Source organism: Schaedlerella arabinosiphila (assembly GCF_003885045.1).
Lineage (GTDB): Bacteria > Bacillota > Clostridia > Lachnospirales > Lachnospiraceae > Schaedlerella > Schaedlerella arabinosiphila.
The window spans coordinates 914166-933790 of the sequence record NZ_RHJS01000002.1 but is presented as its reverse complement, the minus strand read 5'-3'; the positions used below and the strand labels follow the sequence as shown (position 1 = coordinate 933790).

Sequence of the window (19625 nt, the reverse complement as noted above, 5' to 3'; positions counted from 1 at the left end):
GCTGCATATTACACCAGGTCAGGGTGTCACTTCTAGGATCAGCCCCGTGAATCTCTCCGGATGGCGATGTGCCAGCTATTCCCGGTTCCGATATTGTAGGCTCTCGCAAAGCTTCCCTGATTGATCGCCACTGCCATGCAGTTCAGGGAATTCATATACAGCAGCGGTTCCCCCACATACACATCCGCGAAGGAATGCCCGTATACCATAGTATTCCGGTACAGCGTCCTGGTGTCGTTGCTGATCATGATCTCCACCCGCTCTCCGAATGAGATACCCAGTTTTTTAAACAGCTCCACAGGAATATTGGTCCAAAGGCTTCCGAAACGCACATCCAGCACGTCGATGGTACCTTCCACGCCGCCGTCCTCCGTCTCCCTTGCAGGAATGGTGGGCAGCTCCAGTACGCTTTCCGGATCCATCTCCTCCCCCACCTGTTCGAAGGTAATATCCCCGGAGGCCAGCTTTGCCCCTGTAAACGCGTAGACATCCCGGCCGTGGAAGGTATAGGACTCCTCCGACCCTGAACGTCGGTTGGTGGACTCATCGATGATTCGGGCCGCCTCGATCCCCAGGTTGCGTTTTACAAAGGTCAGCGTCCCATTGTCCGGGGTCACCACATATTGTCCGGTCTTTGTCCTGACGACAATGCTTCTCCTGGTAGAGCCCACACCCGGGTCCACCACCGATACAAATACGGTTCCTTCCGGCCAGTAGCTTACGGTCTGAATCAGACGATAGCTGGCTTCCCATGTGTTGTAGGGTTCGATGCCGTGGGTCAGGTCATAGATCTTCAGATCCGGTGAAACGCCGTACGCCACCCCGTACATCGCGCTCACCGCCCCGTCCTCCATGCCAAAATCCGTCTGGAACACCAATGCGTTTTTTTCCATTCTCATTTCTCCTTACTCAATATATTGCCGGGTTTTGCAGCGGCTTAGGGAAACAGGACGAAGCCGGCCGTTCATAAAACGCTTTCCGCTGTTGAGCAGCCATGCTGCTTTTCCGCAGCCCTTTGCCTGTATAGATTGTGCAATTTGTTCACGAAACGCTCTGTATGATCGTTTTATCGCAGCACTTATTCTATTCTATTTGATTCTGAGTGATCTGTCAATATCTTTTCCGCCGGCCTGTTCAAAGCTGCCTCACGTGGTGTTACAGTTCGCGGTCGGCTGGACCGTGAACTGTAACATTACGTGCAGTGCAATGCACGGCCCAGGAGTGAACAGCAGGCTTTCATTCCCCCGGAAACAGGATTCCTGCCTTCTTTCTCGCATCCTCCAGAATCTCAACCACATCAATCATCACATCCAGCCGCCCGTACACCGCCTCATAGTCTCCGGCAAGCATATACTCTGTCAGCTTCTGCACCTCGTAGAACCTCCACTCCGGATTCTCCTGCAGGTTGATTGTTTCCTCCGAATCCTTTGTGACGACCCGTACCTCCGCGATCCCGTTGCTCCCGTCTTTGATATAGATGTGCCCCTTCTCGCCTTCGATCTGGAAATAATTGACTCCCCAGGTATCCTTCGCTCCCGCCAGGCTGCCCACAAATCCGTCATACTGCATGACCAGGACTCCCGACGTATCCACCAGTTCCCCCCATCGGTTGGGATAATAGACGAATGATTTCGGCTTTCCGAACAATGCCGTACTCAAATACACATTGTAAAAGTTGATATCCATCAGGCACCCGCCCGCATATTGCGGATTGAATACATTGGGCACCTCCCCTTTGAGTACCTGGTCGTAGCGGCTGGAATACTGGCTGTAATTGCCCAGCACAAGCTTCACCCTTCCTACCTTCGGAAGCTCCTTTTTCAGCGCTTCCAGATTCGGCAGGAAGGCGGTGGGTACGGCGTCCGCAAGGAACAGTTGTTTTTCCTTCGCAAGGGCGGTCAGCTCCCTGGCCTGCCCCGCCTTTGTGCAGAAGGGCTTCTCACAGATCACATGCTTTCCTGCCAGAAGCGCTTTTTTCGTCTGTTCATAATGCAACAGGTTAGGCGACGCAATATAGACCGTGTTCATCTCCTCGTCCCCCAGGAATGCGTCCAGGTCGGTATAGACCCGTTCTGCCCCGTATTCTGCCGCAAGCTGACTTCCCTTTTCCTCCGTCCGGGAGTAGACCGCTGTCAGACGGATACCGTCTACTATTTTTACATTGTCCAGTATGGTATGGACGATCGAACCGGAACCGATGGTTCCTAAGCGCAGCTCTTTCATGTGTGTTTCTCCTTTTCAATTCACAGATGGATTTCAATCAGGAACGGAACCGTACGGTGATTATTCTTCGATCAGCCCGTCGATGATTTCTTTCCAGGCTGCTTTATCCTTAGCCCCCACCACGGTATCTAAAAGCTTTCCTTCCTGATTATAGAAAAATGTCGTAGGTACCCCTGTCACGTCCGCGAGCATCCCGTCAAGCAGCGACTCATTCAGAAGCACATGGGGATAAGCCGCGCTGGTCTGCTCAATCAGCACTTCCACGAGTTCCAGAGACTCCTCGTCCGCCCCTTCCGGTACATTGCTGACAATCCCGATGATCTGAAAATCTTCCGGATCATATTCCTGCGCAAGCTCTCCCAGCTCCGGCATCTCGTTCAGGCAGGGGCTGCAGTAGGTGGCCCATACATTGATCATCGTCAGCTTTGACTTGGAAAAATCATCGGAAGAAACCCGATTCCCCTCCATGTCCTTTCCCTCAAAAACAGCCTGTGCACCGGAAGCATCTTCCTCTGCGCCGGCGGTGCTTTCTGTCTTCTGCGCGCCGCTGTCCTCTGTCTCCTGTGCGCCGCTGCCCTCTTCTGTTTTTCCTGCGCCGCCTCCTCCACAGCCGCACAGCAAAACAGCCGACAGAACCACAGGCAGTATACATTTCTTAAATGGATTCTTCATGAATCAACCTCCCTTTATGGCTGGGGAACCGAACCTGGTCCTCTTACAGAATCCGCTGCTGCCGGTTCCCCGCATCATATTCCTGATTATAACAGAAATCCCGGAAAAAGAAAATCTTTTTAAAACGGAAATCTGTACCGGAGCAGGAATCCAGTTACTGGAGCACCCGCAGGGTGTGAACAGTAACCGTATCCACCGTCTATGGATCTTTCATACTGCCAGCAGCATCCCAGGCTCCTCCGTCAGGCTCTGTTCCTGTTCGGCAGCCGGCCGTTCCTGATGATATCGGAAATAGGATTCGCATCCCCACCGGCTGATGAAGGCCATGCTGTCCGCTCCGTTGGCCAGCTCTGCCAGAAAGAAGGCCATCTCCTGATGGTTTCCCCAAGCCTTTTCGATCAGGGAAAACGCCTCCTCCAGCATGGACTTCACCTGCACAATCTGTTTTTCGTGCTGCCTGGTTTCTCTGACGAACTGCTTTTTCAGTTTTTCAAAGTCTTTTTTCAGGTCCCCTGTATCGAGATTCCGTGCATACTCTGTCAGCGTCCCCAGAACCGAAAGATACTCTTTCCGCTCCCTTCCCGTCAGATTGTTGGCTGCCGTCCGCTCCCGCAAAAACCTCCGGATTCCGTCCGCCTGCTCCTGCAGCAGCAGGGATACGGGTATCTGATCCTCTTTGACCGCTTTTTTGATGCTCCTGAGCGCTTTCGCCGTCATCTGCAGGATACGCTCCCGGCTGACCGTGTTTCGAAGTCCCTCCCCCAGCGTTTCCATAAGCAGCCCTAACACGGAAAACCGCTCTTCCATGTCTGCCTTCCCCAGCTTTTCGATCCGTTCTCCGCTGCCCCTGCCTGATAAAATATCCCCGATCCGGTAATCTGCTTTGTATTTCTGAAAAAGATCATAGTAAATTCCGAACCTTTCCGCAGTCTCCTCGTCCGTAATGTACTGCCCGATGAGCCGCCGGCTGATCGGAAAGCCCTTCTTCTCATAAAGCTGCATCGCCGCGGACAAATCTTCCCAGCCCCGGGCCGTCACATACCGGGGCCCCTCCGCCGTGGAGCAGATGGAATAAAAGCACTGCCGGTTGATCTCCAGAAATGCAGTCACAGCGGCGTGGATGCCCTGCTCATAAGCATATTGCTTCCAGACCGGAAAGTCTTCCGTAATCTCAATCCGTTTCAGGCGGTCCATGTCCGCCGCTTCAAATTCTCTGGCTGATTTATGGTATCGGAGAGGGCTGCCTGCCGTAACAATAGTCCATCCCTCCGGCACCTGCCGGTTTCCGAAGGTCTTATACCTGAGGAACAAACATATGGCCGGCGCCAGTGTCTCGTGGACACAGTTGATCTCGTCCAGGAATAATATCCCCTCCCTTTTTCCGGAGTCCCGCATCACGTGATACACGGCGGCAAGGATCTCGCTCATGGTGTATTCGGATACCGCGGTCTCCGTCCCGTCAAAGTCCCGGGTCTTGATCACAGGCCGCCCCAGCGCGCTGTGCCGCGTGTAATGGCTCATGGAACAGGATACAAGCGCGATATCCAGCTCCGAAGCAATCTGCCGCATGATCGCCGCTTTTCCGATCCCGGGCGCGCCCACCATGAAGATGGGGCGCTGTTTTGAAACGGGGATCGTATACTCTCCAAATTCGTTTTTATCCAGATAAATCTCTACCGATCTTTTAATCTCGTTCTTCGCTTCTATTATGTTCATTTTCTACCTCCTCGTTTTTTCTGAGATCGTTCTGCATCAGCAGATCCATGACGCGGCTGCAAGATTTTGTATACCGCCCCTCATTGTATACTGATAAGTAAATTATATTATACTAAACAAGCCAGTTGTTTTCAACCCAAAAATATAATAAACTATATTTATAAATATAGTCGCCGGGAGGCTGTTTATGAATGATTACAATTTAGACCAATATAATTTTGAAAAGATCGGAATGGAATTAAAGCGTCTGAGGACGGAGCATTCCTACACCCAGGAGCAGATTGCCGGAGATCTGGGCTGCACCGTTTCCTTTGTAAGCAATATTGAAAATAACCGTGCAAAGCTGAATCTGCGCGTTCTGATGTATTACGCAAGGCTGTGCAATGTCACCATTGATTCTATTTTAAATGCAGGGCAGAATGAGGACAGGCAGCAGGATATTTCCGAGGCCCGGGATGCCGAGGCCCTCAATATCCTGCACCAGTTCCCGCCGGACAGGCAGGAGCAGATCATCAGAGTTCTGAAATATATCAAAGAAATGGAAGCCGGAAATACAAGTCATGATCAGAAAACGGAACGTTGATTGGCAGCACGAAAATCCGCAATCATTACTGCGAAGGCAGACGTTGGCAGACAACACGAAAATTAGCCGAAAAGAGAGGTTATGTGTCACGCTGGTGGCTCTCTCCTCTCTTTTATTTTGACCCGCTGCAGTATTTTGTCAGAAAGCATTCCTCACACTTCGGATTCCGCGCCGTACAGATGCTGCGGCCAAATGTAATAATCTGGATATTGTACAGAATCCAGTGGTCCTTCGGCAGCTCTTTCATCAGATCCTGCTCGATCTTTTCCGGTTCCTTATTCTTTGTCAGGCCGAGCCGGTTGGAAATCCTCTTCACATGAGTATCCACCACCACGCTTGCGTCATGATAAATATTTCCCCGGATTACATTTGCCGTCTTGCGCCCTACGCCTGCAAGAGAAGTCAGATCCTCCAGGCTTCTGGGTACTTCACCGCCGAACCGGTCCCGAAGGGCGCGCATACAGGCAATGATATTTTTTGCCTTGTTGTGATAGAATCCCGTAGGCTTGATGTCCTGCTCCAATTCCGCCAGATCCGCCTTGGCAAATGCCTCCACCGAGGTATATTTTTGAAACAGATCCTTTGTCACAATGTTGACACGCGCATCCGTGCACTGGGCGCTCAGCATCGTGGCGATCAAAAGCTGCCAGGGCGTCTCATAGTTCAGATAGCATACATACTCCGTGCCGTACTGCTGATCCAGAATTTCAAGAATTTCTTTCGTACGCTTTTTCATGAAAATATCCTCTCTCTATTATATCCTGTTTCTATTCACAGTCAGATCAGACTGCGGATCTTTGCATATCGTTCTGTCACCTGTTCCCTGTCCCGGATTCTGCCCGTCGCCCCCAGCCCTTCGATGCAGATGGATGCCCCCGCGTTTGCAAAGCTTCCGCATTCCGGCAGCTCCATCCCGCGGCCCAGCGCATCCAGAAAACATGCGGTAAAGGTGTCCCCGGCCCCGGTGGTATCCAGACAACGGGCATGGGGATACGCCGGAATCCAATGCCGCTGTGTCTTTGTTTTGATAAAGCAGCCCCGGCTGCCGGCCTTTTGGACGACACACCCTACCCCGCAGCCAAGAAACGCATCCGCGATCTCATCCCAGTCCGTCAATCCGGTCAGAAGGCTGGCCTCCTCGTAGTTGGGGAAAATGTAATCCAGCAGCGGCAGGCTGCGTTCCAAATCCTTTAAGGTCTCGCCGTTTTTCCGCTTGGTCATGTCCGCGCAGAGAACCAGGCCATTTGCCTTTGCCCTGGAAAACAATGCGGCAAGGGCAGCGTCGTCAAATGCCGGAAATACAAATATACTGGCAAAGCAGAGATACCGTCCGCCCTGCAGGGCCCTGTCCGGAATATCGGCCGGGCAGAGTTTTCTCAGGCTTCCGCTCTGCGACGTGATGAAATGCCGTTCTCCATCTTCATCCACCAGCACCAGGTTCACGCCTGTTTCCAGCGTTTTTGCTTCCTGCAGAAAGGACGTGTCCATTCCGGCCCGTTGGCAGTAATTTTGAATGTAATTTCCGGCATAATCCGATCCCACTTTGCTGACCAGCCTTACGGAAGCTCCCAGCGCGGCGAGGACTGCGGCTTCATTGAGCGCGTCTCCTCCGGTATGCATGGCCGTATGTTCTGCGGACACCGAACCCGTCTCAAATACCTCCGCCGAAACGGGCTGAGTGAGCACATCCAGGATGGATGCCCCGATGATAATAAAATCCGTCTTTTGTTCCATCATATGATTCTCACTTCTTTTAGAATGAAAGCTATTCAATCCCTAATGCGGCAAGCGCATCACGGAGGCGGCGCCACTCCTCCAGCAGGTTTTCCCGTTTTCTATTTCCTGCTTCGGTGATACGGTAATATTTTCTTTTTGGGCCGTCGGAGGTCTCCCCCTCGTATTGTTCCGTACAGCCTTCCCTGCATAAACCGCGGAGCAGCGCGTAGATGCCGCTTTCCTGGGTACCGGGAAAGCTTTCGCGGATACGGCGCAATATTTCATATCCATACAAATCTTCGTTGGACAGGACGTACAGCAGGCTCAATTCGATGAGATCTTTTTTTAACATAAGGATACCCCCGCGCCGGCCAGCCCTATAAAACCGATGCCCCCCATGATGCCGGCATAGGAGACCCACCAGCCGGAAGACGCGGCATCCAGATCCATACTGACCAGGGCGGCAGTCACCAGGACGCATTCCGCCAATACCGTCAGCCCCGTTATGTACAGGGCACGCCAGCGCCGGTCGGAGATTCTGGCTTTTACGAGCCCGAAAAAACCAAGCACTGCCGCGGCCGTACCGGCCAGGCTCATAGTCCAATACGCCGCGATTCCGTACAATGCCGGAGGGAGCTCTTTCCAGATCTCTGCCGCCAGACCGGCCAGAATCAGTGCGGCCGCCGCAAGGATCACCAGCAGGCAGGCCAGCATAGGACAAAGACCTTTCGGCAAATGCCGTATCTCCCGTTCTCTTCGATGGATGCCGAACCACATCAGTGCCGCCGCTGTCCCTGCCGCCAGCAATAGAAACATCATTCCCGCCGGATATCCGTAAAACCTGGCCCGCAGCAGCAGAAACTCGGGCAGCGCAAGGCAGAAGGACATCCATCCAAATGCGGCAAGCCATCGGCGGTATCGATCCGGCTCCGTGAGCAGCCGGGCAGCCTGCAGCGGTTCCCCCAAATCCCGGATGATCCGGTCATCGGCTTCTGCCGGACGCTGGGAAAAGATCTCCTGGTAATCGGACAATACATCCTCTGCCTCCGGCCCCGGCAGCCTCCAGTGCAGGGCGCAGGAAAGTTTTTTCAGATAGGTCTGCTGATCCATGGTGATCCTCCTTTCTCTATTGTGAAAATAGCTATTGTAAATATTATAGTAGTTTGAGTTCAGTATAGCATATGTATGGAAGGGATGTCAATGCTGTATTTTGGAAACAAGATGTTAAAATGGGCTGGATAGGGTTACAGGACACCTTGACCAGGCGTGCCCTGTAACTCAGGCCGCCATTTAAAATTGCCTTCGGCAATGGGCGGCCTGAATACCAGCTTTTATGTGCATCCTCCCGACCAATCAGCGTGGTGATTGGTCGGGGTGTGACATGTAACTGGATAGGTTACTTTCAATGAACAGCTCATAAGCATCCATTGACATTATTTTGTTTTATAACGTATAATATGTTCAAATCAGGGCTTGACCGTCCGTGAACCGCAGCCCCTGCAATCCGCGGCACAGCCCGCAATTTTACTCACCGAATTTATCCGTCATGAGGTGTATACGAATGAAAAAGAGCATGCATTTGCTGAATGAATCTCTATTGTCAAAAATCAGATGTGTTGTTAAGGATGCTTCACCTGATTCCATATTGACCGGGAACAGGTGGTGCAGACCGCAGCCGCCATGCTGTTCACAGCGTCCCTGTCCGTGTTCGGTTTGAAGACCGCGGAACTGCCCCAGGAATTTCCGGATACCGGAATCGCGCTGCAGAGTTTATCGGATGCCGCCAGTCCGTCCGGGCAATCTTCTAAGACCGGGGCCCTGCTGCAGGGCTCTTCACAAACCGTGGTCACCCTTCGGGAGGATTCAAGTACCGGGCTTACGGAAATTCAGGATTCGGTCTCGTATGCGTATGTCCAACCGGATCTGGACATTCTGCTGTCGGCCGTTGCCGCGCTTCCCGACGGGGAGGAACTGTTCTGTACCCGTCCGGAGGTCCTGCTTTCCCCTCAGGCTGAACATGTCCGAAGCATCATTCAGGGGTTTCAGGAAACGGGCCGCAGTCTCGGTTTTATTTTGCTGGATCTAAATTCAGGGGATTGTTTCAGCTTCCATCCCGACGGCCGTTTTTACAGCGCAAGCACCATGAAAGGGCCTTATGTCGCGGCGCTCAATAAATTCAGCCCGGAAGCCGCGGACGAATACACCAGAGACCTGATGGAAAATACCATCGTCTGGTCAAGCAATGAAGACTACGAGACGCTCCACCACCTGTATGGAAATGATGTGATGTTCGATATGACCGAGTATACCGCTGTTTCGGATTCCATCATTGACGATTACAACTGGTATCCTTATCTGACCGTGAAAGAGCTGGCGCAGCTTTGGATCGGCACTTATTTTTATTTCTTTGAGGATACCAACGAGCAGTCAAACTGGTGCCGGAGCCTTTACGCCGACACTGCGGAATCCTTTATCGGATCGGCACTCGGGGAGGAATATACGGTGTATACGAAGGCCGGCTGGTATACCGACTGGGAGGATACCGCACGCAATGACGCCGGCATCCTCCGGGCAGACAGCCGTGATTATATTCTCACCATCATGTCGGATTCCTTTGATTCTTATGACGAGCTGGAAGAACTGGCCGCCGCGCTGAACGAGACCCGGCGGCTGTATTCCGGCGAAATAGAAATGACAGAAGCGGCGGCAGACTGCCCCTGAGCCGGGCCGATATTTCTGCCTGATTCGATACCCAAGGGCATACCGACGGTACACGGCGCGGTTAAACCGCCCGTTCCTTCGTCTGGCTTCTCACGTCCAGAAGGCCGGATTTTAAGAGTACCGGGCGGAGCACATTGTAGAGGAAGGCTACAAGAACGGTCGATACGACCGCATTTACAAATGTTGCCGCCGCACTCCATTTTGCCAGCACCTCCGCCATCTGCTGGGGCTGTCCCAGGACGTACTGCTTATAAAAATATCCCGCCACCGGGTCCGCTGCCACGTTAAATCCGAGTCCGGCCACCGAAGCGATCACGCTCCAGCGGAAAATGTATTTTTTATCCGTGCTTTCGTTGATCTTTGCCACCCTGTGAGCCACGATCCCTGTGATCAGCCCGATACAAAGCTTTAAGACAAATGTCTTGGGCGCCCCGGGAAGGTAGACCGGATCCATAATATCCGCGATTGTCATCCCCACCGCGCCTGAAAGTCCGCCGTAAAACCCTCCCAGCAGCAGCGCCGCCAGTACGCAGAAGGCATTTCCGATATGGATGGACGTCGCGTCTCCGCCCGGCATGGGAATCTTGATCTGCAGAAAGGTAAAGGATACAAAGCAGAGCGCAGCCAGCAGCGCGGTCTGGGCCAGCTTGAGAACGGTTTGGTTTCTCTTTTCCATGATAGACAACCTCTTTTCTATATTCTATAAACCTGATAAAAATTCTCTCTTATCCTATCACCAGAGTGACCATATGAAAACGGCCATTTTCGTTATTTTTATACAGGCCAGTTTTGTTTATCATGGAGAGAAACGACCTTGTATGCCAAAAAAGGCCCCCCGCGGTGCCGCTCAGATGTCTTCCTTCATCCCCTTAAGCAGATCCAGGTCTGACTGCCGTACCTTGATGTTGCTTTCGAACTTCTCCCCTTCCGGCGTCTCCACCCGGATCTCGATCACAGTCCCCTCCCGGATTCCCGCTGCCTCCACCGCCTTGATAAAGGGCAGCACCTTCGGGTGCGTATCGTTAAACTGTTTCCATGCCATCTGCATTTTGAATAATTTTTTCGGATTAATGGCCATTGCCGTCTCCCCCTTTTTTACAAATTCATCCTCTTTCGTATCCGGCCTGCGCGTTCACAGAGACGCCCGCTCTGCCAGCATCTCCTTCACGATTTCTTTTGCCCGGCAAAATTCCGTATCCTCCGGATTTACCTGCAGCACATAATTGATCTTGCCCAGAAGCTGCTGCAGAAAATGTACGCAGTCCGCTTCCATCAGCCGCTCTTTCTCCGGCGCCTGTCCTTCCCTGCGTCTCTGTAAATGCGACTCTACGCCGTATTTGCTGCAGTAATGGATCTCTGCCCGCAGTTTTCTCCGATACGCGCGGCTGACCTGGGGCTTTTCATTGACAACGATGCCTGTGACCGTCTGTCTCTGGTGTGCTTTCTGCACCCGGGTCTTTTGTTCGTTCAGTTCAAATCCGTATGCGGCCAGGAAACCGCGCACCTTATTTTGAACCTCACGCCTGTCAAACTCCCCGGAAAAGGTCATATCGTCGCAGTACCTTGTGTACCCGATCCCCCGCTCCTGACACCAGTTCCCCATATATTCGTCAAAGGGCTTCATGACCAGGTTGGAAACCGCCGGAGAGGTGGGCGCGCCCTGGGGCAGCGAATCCCGGCAGCAGCACAGGTTTGCCAGCATGGTGCGGATTGCCGGCGGATAACAGGTGGAAGGAAATGCCTGCCCATAGACCTGAAAAAATGTGATGCTGTCAAAAAAATGACGGATATCCAGCTTCAGCAGTTCTTTCGCGCCCACATGGGGCTCTGCATTCTCCACAATGGAGGTTCCGGGTTTATATGCGGCGGCATACTCCGAAATGGGAAACTCCGCCAGTACATGTCTCAGGATATTTTTCTGAATCCGGCACAGCAGCGGATCTGGGACAAGAAGTCTGCGCACTCCCCCGCCTTTCTTCGGGACGGAGGCCGGATGATAGTGCTGCTCCGGATGGTTGCTGACCGCATACAGGCAGGAAAAATAATTCTCCTCCCGGATGTGCACGCCGTCCAGAAGGCGAAGGGAACGAAGCGCGGCGCGAACCTGTTCCTGGGTACAGTATTTCCATAAATCCTTCCCGCCCATTTCATGCACTTCCTTTCCAGTGATGTAATTCCAAAGCCCGCCCCTTCGCGGGAGCCGCGGCCTTTTTGATTTTCGAAGTAAGCGCGTTTGATTTTCAGGATAGATATCATCTGCAGGAACAATACAAAAAATGGATTCCGCAGGATGCGCAGGTGTACCAAGGCTATGCCGGAAACGCACACGGTAGTGTGCAGAAGTACATCGGAGCATCCGAAGGTCTTCTGTCCCTGATGCTCCATCCGTTCTGCCGGATGGAGCGCTGTATCGGAACTGCAGAAAAACAACTCAGACATACATGGATGCAGGAGTTATTTTCTGCAGTTCTCTATTGCTTCCAGACGGCGACTCGCCGCCCTGCCGTTAGGAAACGGTTCAGAATTATTTTACGAACCGTTCCTGATCATTCCTTTCGGATGAAAAACGGATATGCTATTGTCCCTGCAGATTGATTTCTATTGTTTCTATATTCAATGCAGCTTTCTGTTTGTATCTTTTTCTACTTCAGTACAACCTTTCGGAAATTCTTCTTCCCCTTTTTCAGGATCAGCCCGTCGCCGGAAAGCATTTCCCTGCTGTAGGCGGTCTGGATATCGGACACTTTTTCACCGTCCACGGCCACGCCGCCCTGCTGCACGGCGCGTCTTGCCTCTGCCTTGGAGGGCACCAGGCCGCTCTTTAACAGCATGGTGAGAATGTCGATGCTGCCCTCTGTCAGCTCCGCAGTCGGCATGTCCGCCGCATTTCCCTGGCTGAACAGCGCCCTTGCGCTGTCCTGGGCGCGCTTCGCTTCCTCTTCCCCGTGCACCATACTGGTCAGCTCATAGGCCAGGATTTCCTTTGCCTTGTTGAGCTGGCTTCCTTCCCACGTGTCCATCTCGTCGATCTGCTCCAACGGCAGGAAGGTCAGCATACGGATGCATTTCAGGACATCCGCGTCCCCTACATTTCTCCAGTACTGGTAAAAATCAAACGGGGACGTCTTGTTGGGGTCAAGCCAGACCGCGCCGGACTGGGTCTTGCCCATCTTCTTGCCCTCGGAATTCAGCAGCAGGGTGATGGTCATTGCGCTGGCGTCCTTTCCAAGCTTCCTGCGGATCAGCTCGGTTCCCGCCAGCATGTTGCTCCACTGGTCGTCCCCGCCGAACTGCAGGTTGCAGCCGTATTTCTGGAACAATGCATAAAAGTCATAAGCCTGCATAATCATGTAGTTAAATTCCAGGAAGCTCAGGCCCTTCTCCATCCTCTGCCTGTAGCATTCCGCCGTCAGCATGCGGTTTACGCTGAAATGGGCGCCTACCTCCCGCAGCACCTGGATGTAGTTCAGATCCAAAAGCCAATCCGCGTTGTTCACCATCATAGCCTTTCCCTCTGAAAAATCAATAAACCGGCTCATCTGCTCCTTGAAGCAGTCGCAGTTGTGCTGGATGATCTCCGGGGTCATCATCTGGCGCATGTCCGTTCTTCCCGACGGGTCTCCGATCATGCCCGTGCCGCCGCCGATCAGCGCGATGGGACGGTTGCCCGCCATCTGCAGGCGCTTCATCAGGCACAGCGCCATAAAATGTCCTACGTGCAGGCTGTCCGCCGTTGGGTCGAAGCCGATGTAAAACGTGGCTTTCCCGTTGTTGATCAGATCTGAAATCAGTTCCTCGTCCGTCACCTGGGCGATCAGGCCCCTGGCCTTGAGTTCATCATAAATTTTCATGATTTTTTCTCCTTATTTGTTGTAATAGAAAAAAAGAGCCCCATGTCCGGAAAAGGACGAGGGCTCTTACGCTCGTGGTACCACCTTTATTCACAGACAACTTCCGTTGTCTGCCTCTATGAGTTGATCTTCCCGTGCCCGTCCTGCCGCCGCATCTTCCGGCTCCGGTTCAATCACTCCGTGCGTTAACGTGCACTGCCCCGTCACAGCCTACTTGCCCGGGATCGCTTCGGAAAAGTCCGTCCGGCTTCTCTTTCGCCCCCCTGCTTTGGGTGTGAAGCTCCGAGATGTATTCACAAGGAATGGGATCATGCGCCTCTCACCAACCGGCAGCTCTCTGTCTTCTCCTTGGTTCCTGCTACTTGTTCTCTTCATCGCTTTTTTCGTATCTGCGATTCATCTTACCCCAAGGGGGGCAGATTTGTCAAGCCGTAATTCGGAAAATTTCCCACCTGTACCGTTGCAATGTTACTATTCACAGTCCAAATGGCTTTTTTGCAACACAAATGGACCGGTATTTCGCCGGCCATTTGTTTCAAACAGGCTGAATGCTTTTATGGCTGGGATGTTTGAGAGAATATTTCTTCTATAGTATAAGGATTCCCGTTACACAACCTCGTCAATGCGCTCATCTCATTGATCCCATTCCTTCTGCATGTTTCTATATAAGTTCGGATTGCCGCATAATTGTCTGCTGTCCTAGCTGAAGCGAACTGGCCTGACACCTTCATTTTTGTCTTCACACCACGCAACGCCCTCTCACTCAAATTGTTGGTTGTGGGCAACGAAAAATCTTCCACCCATGCAAAAAAATTTTCCCGGTAATCTATAATCCTCGCAATAAGGGCACGCTCAAATGGCCCGGAATAATCGGATGTATTGGCTGCGGCCTCCCCCTCTGCTTTCCCCAGCAGTTCCGTCATCTTTTTGTTAAAGTTTTCTATATACGCCTCCCCAAAGCTTTCCTCCCCCGACAGGATCCGGTCATTTCTGTCCCTGATCGTGCCGGAGACCAGCTGTTTGATCTCAAGTAATACCTTATGCCCTGTTTCGTCCGCACTCTTTTGGAGGTCCCTCTGCAGGTGTGCATTGCATTCCAGATTCATGAATACAAACCTGCTGTTGTAATTGATGGAATTGTGGTCATGCATGACACTTGTCATTTCTGTGAGCGCCTCCAATATCCCGTCTGCCAGTATGCCATCCATGTCCTTTTTGTTATGGGCAACATAATAGGCGGCTGTCTCATCCCCGTAAAAGCGCAGGCATATCCTGGACTTGTCAGCCATCACCACAGTGTCATCCCAATAGAGGATGGGGCGTGTGACCAGGAGCCGGAAAAGATCCTCCCTGAATTGTTTTAAGCCCCTGGCCGCCCTTGGCTGGAGTTTCGCGATATACCCTTCACTGGGACATACCTCCCCATCCGTCAGGCCGCTGATCAGGAGGGGAACCTTGTTGATGGCCGCGTTTGTGGTGTTCATCAGCGAGAGGGACAGCGCCTGGAGAAACGCCCCATACTGGCACTCGGCCCGTAAGGCCGGGTCAATCCCAGTACGGACAATCTGCCCGCAGTTTCTGCACTGGTACACCCAAAATTTATGGAGCCGCTTTATGACTTTGACCTCGATATCAATCTCGTATTTTTCCTCACATTCACCGGTAAAGGTAAAATCCCCGCAGCCGCATTCCGGACAGAATTCCCCGTCGCCCACCGGATGGCTTACTTCCTCGTCCACCTCTTCCGGCCCAGGCTTTTCCAGGGTATGGCGCTCGTGTCCGCGCTGCCCGCCTTTCGGCTTCCCTGTATTCCTGCGGCTGTTCGGGATATGCCTGTCTTTCCACGGGGGTGTCTGGCCGGTTGGGGTGGAAGTATTTGTGCTATCCCTGCCGAGCAGGGCTGCCGCATGGGCGAGCTCTGCCGCCAGCCCATGGATCACGGCATCCTTTTCCGCAAGCTGCCCCTCATAATCCTGGATGATGGCGGCAATCTTATCATCGGATGCTTTCAGGATCTCCCAGTTTTTATCCATCAGTTTTTGGATCTTCTGTTCTTTCTTATTCAATTCGGCCTGGTATTTTTCCCAGTCTGAGTCACATTCCCCAAACCAGATGTTCCGGATGGTAACCGTGGCGGCATGGGCCTTTGCCAATTCTTTTTTTAACCGTTCAATCTCCTTGATATACCCGGCAACCACCTTGTGGTGGTCTGCCTGCAGCTTTTTATATCTTTCCCCGTTCCGGAAAGCTTCTAATTCCCGGCGCATGGCCTTATTCTGGTATTGGAGTGTGGTATATTCTGAAAACAGACGGTCCATGGCTGCCTCCTATAGGTATCCTGTTTACGCTTCCGGTATATGGGAAGCGATTTCTTTTATACGTTCCAAACTGGAACGCAGCAACTGGTTGCGGTGTTCTAAAACTTTGATCCTGGCATCTTTTTCCGCGCATTCCTTTTTTAATGTTTCAGCAAGGAACCGGTAGTCGGTTTCTGGTTTTTTCTTTTTGCTATGGCTGGAATTGTCATCCGGTTCCTTTTTTCTGCCGCGCTTTCCTGACGACGGGATCAGTTCACCTGTCTCCGGATCTTCTGTGCCAAGATATTTCCGGATCGGCCTGGATTGTTTTGTTTCCGGGTCATAATGGGAAGTTGATTCATAGAGGGCAACCCGACCTGTTTTTTTATTCACATATCTTACGATTGACATTTTATCTTCCCCTTTCTACATATTGGTACTATATATTATAACACATACCAATAAAAATATCAATATGTTATTGGCATGTTTTTCAAAAAATACCAATAAACTAACAGGGATGCTGGTTTAATAAGCCAAAGAGGGCCCCAAACCATAGATAAACACTAGGTTTGAGGCCCTCTATTATAATTGGATTTTATACTTTAACCAGACTGTGAATAGTAACGTTGCAATCCGAAATCACATTTTTATGCAATTTATTGCAATGAAAATGCGACTTCGGATTAGCAACCTACCTCATTAATGAGTAAAATGTGACTGCGTTAGCAGGCACAAAAGTGCGAAGCACGGATTTTACGAATGAATGAGGTGGGTTGGATGCTCAAAGAGCATCCAACCGTACAGGTGGAAAATTTCTACATGCTCAGCGCCGCTCCCAAGGCTCCGGCGTATCTCCCTTCCGGTTCTGCCTGCACCCGGCAGTTCAGTTTTTCGGATAAGGCTTCCCGGAGATACGCGCATCCGCACAGTCCTCCCGTGAGACAGACCGTCTCATTGCAGACGTTCAGCCGGCTTGTCTGGGACACCACCTTGCTCACGATGGACTCCACCACGGCAAACGCAATATTTTCTTTGGATTCCCCCCGTCCGATCAGGCTGATCACCTCGGACTCCGCAAAGACCGTGCACATCGAGCTGATGGACGTCCCGCCGCCCAGACGCGCCAGCTCACAGACCTCATCTGGCCGCAGGGCCATCGTATTTGCCATGACCTCCAGAAAACGCCCGGTTCCGGCCGAGCACTTATCGTTCATCACAAAATCCTTCACCCGGCCGTCCTCGATCCGGATGATCTTCGTATCCTGGCCGCCGATGTCAATGACCACCAGCTCGCGGGCATCATGAATCCACATCGCGCCCCGGGCATGGCAGGTGATCTCCGTGATCATTTTGTCCGCGTAAGGGACCGAGATCCTCCCGTATCCGGTGGCCACACATGGGGACTGCTCCGGGTCGATCCCCTCCTCCAGCAGTTTTTGCCGGATCGACTCCGCCGTGTCCACACTGCTCCATCCGGTGGGCTGCAGGGATCGGAACACCAGCCGGCCCTCCCCGTCCAGAACCGCCAGCTTGGCGCAGGTAGATCCTATATCAATTCCGATATGATATTCCTGTTTCATCGCTTTCCTCAACTTCCTGTTCCAAAATCAACAAATCCATATGTTCCAGTATAGCTTTGATCCCCGGATTCGTCTAATTGGAAAATCACATATCCACCCGGATCTATAGTTTTTTTCTATAAGCGGCAGAATCAGAATTTCGACTTCCAAAAACCCGGCAAGTATGCTATACTCTCTTATGTACAGAACGCCGCCTCAGGTAGCTTTTGGGCAGGCTGAACTATTTTTCAAGAGGATTTACCGGCTTATGAAAAGAAGATCCGTACTGATTACCGGCGCCTCACGGGGCATCGGCCGGGCCTGTGCACTGCGCTTTGCCCGGGCCGGTTATTTTGTATTTATCAATTGCAGACATTCCACAGCAGAATTATATGATCTCAGGAGTCAGCTTCTCGCAGAAGAATATTTCTGCGAAGCCGTTCCGGGAGATGCGGGCCGTTCCGACGACGTGGCGCGGATGTTTTCCGCCATGCGCAAGCTCTGCGGCGGTCCCGACGTCCTGGTAAACAATGCAGGCATCTCCTACATCGGGCTTCTGACAGACATGACCGACCAGGACTGGGAAGACATTCTGCATTCGAACCTTTCTTCCGCCTTTTACTGTTCCCGTGCCGCCCTTCCCTATATGATATCCCAGAAAAGCGGGAAGATCATCAACATCTCTTCCATGTGGGGGAGGGCCGGCGCCTCCTGTGAAGCCGCTTATTCAGCTTCCAAGGCAGGGCTCAACGGGCTGACCATGGCTTTGGCAAAAGAGCTGGCGCCAAGCAATATCCAGGTCAATGCCATTGCCTGCGGAGTCATTGACACCGCCATGAACGCAGGCTTCTGCGAGGAGGAACGGCAGGCCCTGATGGATGAGATTCCGGCAGGCCGTTTCGGAACACCCGCAGAGACTGCGGAGCTGGTCTTTGATCTGGCGGAAAACCACCCTTACCTGACCGGACAGATCATCGGTCTGGATGGGGGCATGATCTGAGCTTCATAAAGGCCAGGCAATTCCGACAGACGTTACCATTCACAGTTTCACTCACATGTGCAAAAACAGCCAGGAAGAAATCACCGCATTTATAAAAAAGACAGGGAGAACCATCATGAAAAAAAGAGCAGTCATCGCACTCGGGCACCGCGCTCTGGGCACCACCCTTCCGGAGCAGATGGTGGCCGTAAAGAAAACCGCAAAATCCATCGCCGACCTTTTGGAGGAAGGCTATCAGATTGCCATCACCCACAGCAACGCCCCCCAGGTGGGCATGATCCATACCGCTATGAACGAATTCGGCAAGGCGCACCCGGACTATACCGCCGCGCCCATGTCCGTATGCTCCGCCATGAGCCAGGGCTATATCGGCTACGACCTGCAGAACGGCATCCGGGAAGAACTGCTGAACCGGGGCATTTACCGCACAGTCAGCACCATTCTGACCCAGGTCATCGTGGACCCTTATGACGAGGCATTTTATACCCCTACCAAAGTGCTGGGCCGGTACATGTCCGTCCAGGAGGCCAACGAGGAACGTAAAAAAGGCAATTACATCATTGAAGAACCGGGCAAGGGCTTCCGGCGGGTCGTGTCCGCCCCTAATCCGGTAGAGATCGTGGAACTGGACGCCGTCAACGCCCTGCTGGACGCGGATCAGCTTGTCATCGCCTGCGGCGGCGGCGGGATTCCGGTCATGAAGCAGGACAACCACCTGAGAGGGGCCAGCGCGGTCATTGAAAAGGATCTTGCCGCCGGAAAGCTTGCGGAGGGCGTCAATGCCGACATTCTGATCATCCTGACAAGCGTGGAACAGGTGTTCATCAATTTCGGACAGGAAAATGAGACCAAGCTGGGGGCCATCACGGTCAAAGAAGCGAAGGAATACATGGAGCAGGGACATTTCGGCATCTATAACATGTATCCCAAGTTCCGGGCCTCCGTAGAATTTATCGAAAAAGGCGAAGGACGCAGCGCGCTGATCACCTCCTTCGACAAGGTAAAAGACGGCGTCCACGGAAAGGCGGGCACCAGAATCCAATGATTATCCGCCCTGTATAATTGATGAAAGATCCTTCAAAAATCTAGCAAAATGGTATAAAAACAAATATCCATTTTCTGCATATATATGATATAGTATAAGTAGCGGTCAGGCCGTGGTATGAAATGTCATTCTTGACAGATATGCAGTACACTCAGTCAAGGGGAGAAATAGGGGTTTTTGGTATTACCTGCCATCCGCAAGAATGAGACCTTGACTGTAGCAAAGGAGGATTATTTCAC

General features: G+C 52.3%; 21 protein-coding genes. 5 read left to right on the top strand and 16 right to left on the bottom strand.

The genetic code is table 11. The annotated features are described in order from the left end of the window. Nucleotides 1-38: 38 nt before the first annotated feature. The 4 genes from EBB54_RS04790 to EBB54_RS04775 form a co-directional block, all read right to left on the bottom strand. Nucleotides 39-893 (bottom strand): SAM hydrolase/SAM-dependent halogenase family protein, encoded by an 855-nt coding sequence (locus tag EBB54_RS04790; protein ID WP_004069338.1) that lies wholly within the window; start codon nt 891-893, stop codon nt 39-41. Between the two features lie 343 nt (nt 894-1236). Next, a complete protein-coding gene (locus tag EBB54_RS04785) occupies nt 1237-2223 on the bottom strand; it encodes a Gfo/Idh/MocA family protein (protein ID WP_125126576.1) in 987 nt (328 codons plus the stop codon). Nucleotides 2224-2283: 60 nt separating this feature from the next. Continuing rightward, complete coding sequence (locus EBB54_RS04780; protein WP_125126575.1) at nt 2284-2895, bottom strand: TlpA family protein disulfide reductase; 612 nt, start codon at nt 2893-2895, stop codon at nt 2284-2286. A 210-nt stretch (nt 2896-3105) separates the two neighbouring features. Beyond that, nucleotides 3106-4611, bottom strand: coding sequence for an AAA family ATPase (locus EBB54_RS04775; protein ID WP_125126574.1), 1506 nt, complete (start codon nt 4609-4611; stop codon nt 3106-3108). Nucleotides 4612-4798: 187 nt separating this feature from the next. On the opposite strand from EBB54_RS04775, the gene EBB54_RS04770 reads away from it, so the two are divergent. Further along, a complete protein-coding gene (locus tag EBB54_RS04770; RefSeq protein ID WP_125126573.1) occupies nt 4799-5194 on the top strand; it encodes a helix-turn-helix domain-containing protein in 396 nt (131 codons plus the stop codon). Nucleotides 5195-5306: 112 nt separating this feature from the next. Here EBB54_RS04770 and nth read toward each other — a convergent pair whose 3' ends face one another. The 4 genes from nth to EBB54_RS04750 are packed head-to-tail and all read right to left on the bottom strand — an operon-like array spanning nt 5307 to nt 8020. Beyond that, complete coding sequence (gene nth, locus EBB54_RS04765) at nt 5307-5930, bottom strand: endonuclease III (protein ID WP_125126572.1); 624 nt, start codon at nt 5928-5930, stop codon at nt 5307-5309. Nucleotides 5931-5971: 41 nt separating this feature from the next. Further along, nucleotides 5972-6931, bottom strand: coding sequence for a carbohydrate kinase family protein (locus tag EBB54_RS04760; protein ID WP_125126571.1), 960 nt, complete (start codon nt 6929-6931; stop codon nt 5972-5974). Nucleotides 6932-6959: 28 nt separating this feature from the next. Then, nucleotides 6960-7262: a PadR family transcriptional regulator gene (locus tag EBB54_RS04755; protein WP_004069352.1), complete on the bottom strand. Its 303-nt coding sequence runs from the start codon at nt 7260-7262 to the stop codon at nt 6960-6962. After that, nucleotides 7256-8020: a DUF1700 domain-containing protein gene (locus EBB54_RS04750; RefSeq protein WP_125126570.1), complete on the bottom strand. Its 765-nt coding sequence runs from the start codon at nt 8018-8020 to the stop codon at nt 7256-7258. The genes EBB54_RS04755 and EBB54_RS04750 overlap by 7 nt, the downstream gene beginning before the upstream one ends. Before the next feature lie 549 nt (nt 8021-8569). On the opposite strand from EBB54_RS04750, the gene EBB54_RS04745 reads away from it, so the two are divergent. Continuing rightward, entirely contained in the window at nt 8570-9631 is a 1062-nt protein-coding gene (locus tag EBB54_RS04745; RefSeq protein ID WP_243127528.1) for a class A beta-lactamase-related serine hydrolase, read from the top strand. A gap of 61 nt (nt 9632-9692) precedes the next feature. Here the strand turns inward: EBB54_RS04745 and EBB54_RS04740 are convergent, their stop codons facing one another. The 3 genes from EBB54_RS04740 to EBB54_RS04730 all read right to left on the bottom strand — a co-directional run bounded on the left by EBB54_RS04740 (nt 9693) and on the right by EBB54_RS04730 (nt 11777). Further along, nucleotides 9693-10307 carry an ECF transporter S component gene (locus tag EBB54_RS04740; RefSeq protein ID WP_125126568.1) on the bottom strand — a complete coding sequence of 205 codons (615 nt, stop codon included), beginning with the start codon at nt 10305-10307 and terminating at the stop codon, nt 9693-9695. Between the two features lie 171 nt (nt 10308-10478). Then, nucleotides 10479-10709 carry a hypothetical protein gene (locus EBB54_RS04735; RefSeq protein WP_004069360.1) on the bottom strand — a complete coding sequence of 77 codons (231 nt, stop codon included), beginning with the start codon at nt 10707-10709 and terminating at the stop codon, nt 10479-10481. Between the two features lie 54 nt (nt 10710-10763). Continuing rightward, nucleotides 10764-11777, bottom strand: a complete 1014-nt coding sequence (locus tag EBB54_RS04730; protein ID WP_125126567.1) for a reverse transcriptase family protein — start codon at nt 11775-11777, stop codon at nt 10764-10766. 65 nt (nt 11778-11842) lie between these two features. Here EBB54_RS04730 and EBB54_RS04725 point away from each other — a divergent pair, with 65 nt between their 5' ends. After that, nucleotides 11843-12226: a hypothetical protein gene (locus EBB54_RS04725; RefSeq protein ID WP_125126566.1), complete on the top strand. Its 384-nt coding sequence runs from the start codon at nt 11843-11845 to the stop codon at nt 12224-12226. A gap of 47 nt (nt 12227-12273) precedes the next feature. Here the strand turns inward: EBB54_RS04725 and tyrS are convergent, their stop codons facing one another. The 5 genes from tyrS to EBB54_RS04705 all read right to left on the bottom strand — a co-directional run bounded on the left by tyrS (nt 12274) and on the right by EBB54_RS04705 (nt 17362). Further along, nucleotides 12274-13482: a tyrosine--tRNA ligase gene (gene tyrS / locus EBB54_RS04720; RefSeq protein WP_125126565.1), complete on the bottom strand. Its 1209-nt coding sequence runs from the start codon at nt 13480-13482 to the stop codon at nt 12274-12276. Between the two features lie 210 nt (nt 13483-13692). After that, the gene (locus tag EBB54_RS32600; protein WP_162307045.1) at nt 13693-13857 is read right to left on the bottom strand and encodes a hypothetical protein; all 165 of its coding nucleotides are present in this window, start codon (nt 13855-13857) and stop codon (nt 13693-13695) included. A 179-nt stretch (nt 13858-14036) separates the two neighbouring features. Next, the gene (locus EBB54_RS04715) at nt 14037-15800 is read right to left on the bottom strand and encodes an IS66 family transposase (protein WP_125126564.1); all 1764 of its coding nucleotides are present in this window, start codon (nt 15798-15800) and stop codon (nt 14037-14039) included. A 24-nt stretch (nt 15801-15824) separates the two neighbouring features. Continuing rightward, nucleotides 15825-16190, bottom strand: a complete 366-nt coding sequence (locus EBB54_RS04710; protein WP_125126563.1) for a hypothetical protein — start codon at nt 16188-16190, stop codon at nt 15825-15827. Between the two features lie 407 nt (nt 16191-16597). Continuing rightward, nucleotides 16598-17362: an acyl-CoA dehydratase activase gene (locus EBB54_RS04705; protein ID WP_125126562.1), complete on the bottom strand. Its 765-nt coding sequence runs from the start codon at nt 17360-17362 to the stop codon at nt 16598-16600. Nucleotides 17363-17609: 247 nt separating this feature from the next. On the opposite strand from EBB54_RS04705, the gene fabG reads away from it, so the two are divergent. Together fabG and arcC are read left to right on the top strand one after the other, a co-directional pair. Continuing rightward, a complete protein-coding gene (gene fabG / locus EBB54_RS04700) occupies nt 17610-18341 on the top strand; it encodes a 3-oxoacyl-ACP reductase FabG (protein WP_125126561.1) in 732 nt (243 codons plus the stop codon). Between the two features lie 115 nt (nt 18342-18456). Then, entirely contained in the window at nt 18457-19386 is a 930-nt protein-coding gene (gene arcC / locus EBB54_RS04695) for a carbamate kinase (RefSeq protein ID WP_004069370.1), read from the top strand. Nucleotides 19387-19625: the final 239 nt, after the last annotated feature.

Excerpts from the sequence above, each read along its gene's own strand:
- EBB54_RS04790 (WP_004069338.1), bottom strand. The coding sequence starts at position 893 with ATGGAAAAAAACGCATTGGTGTTCCAGACGGATTTTGGCATGGAGGAC.
- EBB54_RS04785 (WP_125126576.1), bottom strand. The coding sequence starts at position 2,223 with ATGAAAGAGCTGCGCTTAGGAACCATCGGTTCCGGTTCGATCGTCCAT.
- EBB54_RS04780 (WP_125126575.1), bottom strand. The coding sequence starts at position 2,895 with ATGAAGAATCCATTTAAGAAATGTATACTGCCTGTGGTTCTGTCGGCT.
- EBB54_RS04775 (WP_125126574.1), bottom strand. The coding sequence starts at position 4,611 with ATGAACATAATAGAAGCGAAGAACGAGATTAAAAGATCGGTAGAGATT.
- EBB54_RS04770 (WP_125126573.1), top strand. The coding sequence starts at position 4,799 with ATGAATGATTACAATTTAGACCAATATAATTTTGAAAAGATCGGAATG.
- nth (WP_125126572.1), bottom strand. The coding sequence starts at position 5,930 with ATGAAAAAGCGTACGAAAGAAATTCTTGAAATTCTGGATCAGCAGTAC.
- EBB54_RS04760 (WP_125126571.1), bottom strand. The coding sequence starts at position 6,931 with ATGATGGAACAAAAGACGGATTTTATTATCATCGGGGCATCCATCCTG.
- EBB54_RS04755 (WP_004069352.1), bottom strand. The coding sequence starts at position 7,262 with ATGTTAAAAAAAGATCTCATCGAATTGAGCCTGCTGTACGTCCTGTCC.
- EBB54_RS04750 (WP_125126570.1), bottom strand. The coding sequence starts at position 8,020 with ATGGATCAGCAGACCTATCTGAAAAAACTTTCCTGCGCCCTGCACTGG.
- EBB54_RS04740 (WP_125126568.1), bottom strand. The coding sequence starts at position 10,307 with ATGGAAAAGAGAAACCAAACCGTTCTCAAGCTGGCCCAGACCGCGCTG.
- EBB54_RS04735 (WP_004069360.1), bottom strand. The coding sequence starts at position 10,709 with ATGGCCATTAATCCGAAAAAATTATTCAAAATGCAGATGGCATGGAAA.
- EBB54_RS04730 (WP_125126567.1), bottom strand. The coding sequence starts at position 11,777 with ATGGGCGGGAAGGATTTATGGAAATACTGTACCCAGGAACAGGTTCGC.
- tyrS (WP_125126565.1), bottom strand. The coding sequence starts at position 13,482 with ATGAAAATTTATGATGAACTCAAGGCCAGGGGCCTGATCGCCCAGGTG.
- EBB54_RS32600 (WP_162307045.1), bottom strand. The coding sequence starts at position 13,857 with ATGAAGAGAACAAGTAGCAGGAACCAAGGAGAAGACAGAGAGCTGCCG.
- EBB54_RS04715 (WP_125126564.1), bottom strand. The coding sequence starts at position 15,800 with ATGGACCGTCTGTTTTCAGAATATACCACACTCCAATACCAGAATAAG.
- EBB54_RS04710 (WP_125126563.1), bottom strand. The coding sequence starts at position 16,190 with ATGTCAATCGTAAGATATGTGAATAAAAAAACAGGTCGGGTTGCCCTC.
- EBB54_RS04705 (WP_125126562.1), bottom strand. The coding sequence starts at position 17,362 with ATGAAACAGGAATATCATATCGGAATTGATATAGGATCTACCTGCGCC.
- fabG (WP_125126561.1), top strand. The coding sequence starts at position 17,610 with ATGAAAAGAAGATCCGTACTGATTACCGGCGCCTCACGGGGCATCGGC.
- arcC (WP_004069370.1), top strand. The coding sequence starts at position 18,457 with ATGAAAAAAAGAGCAGTCATCGCACTCGGGCACCGCGCTCTGGGCACC.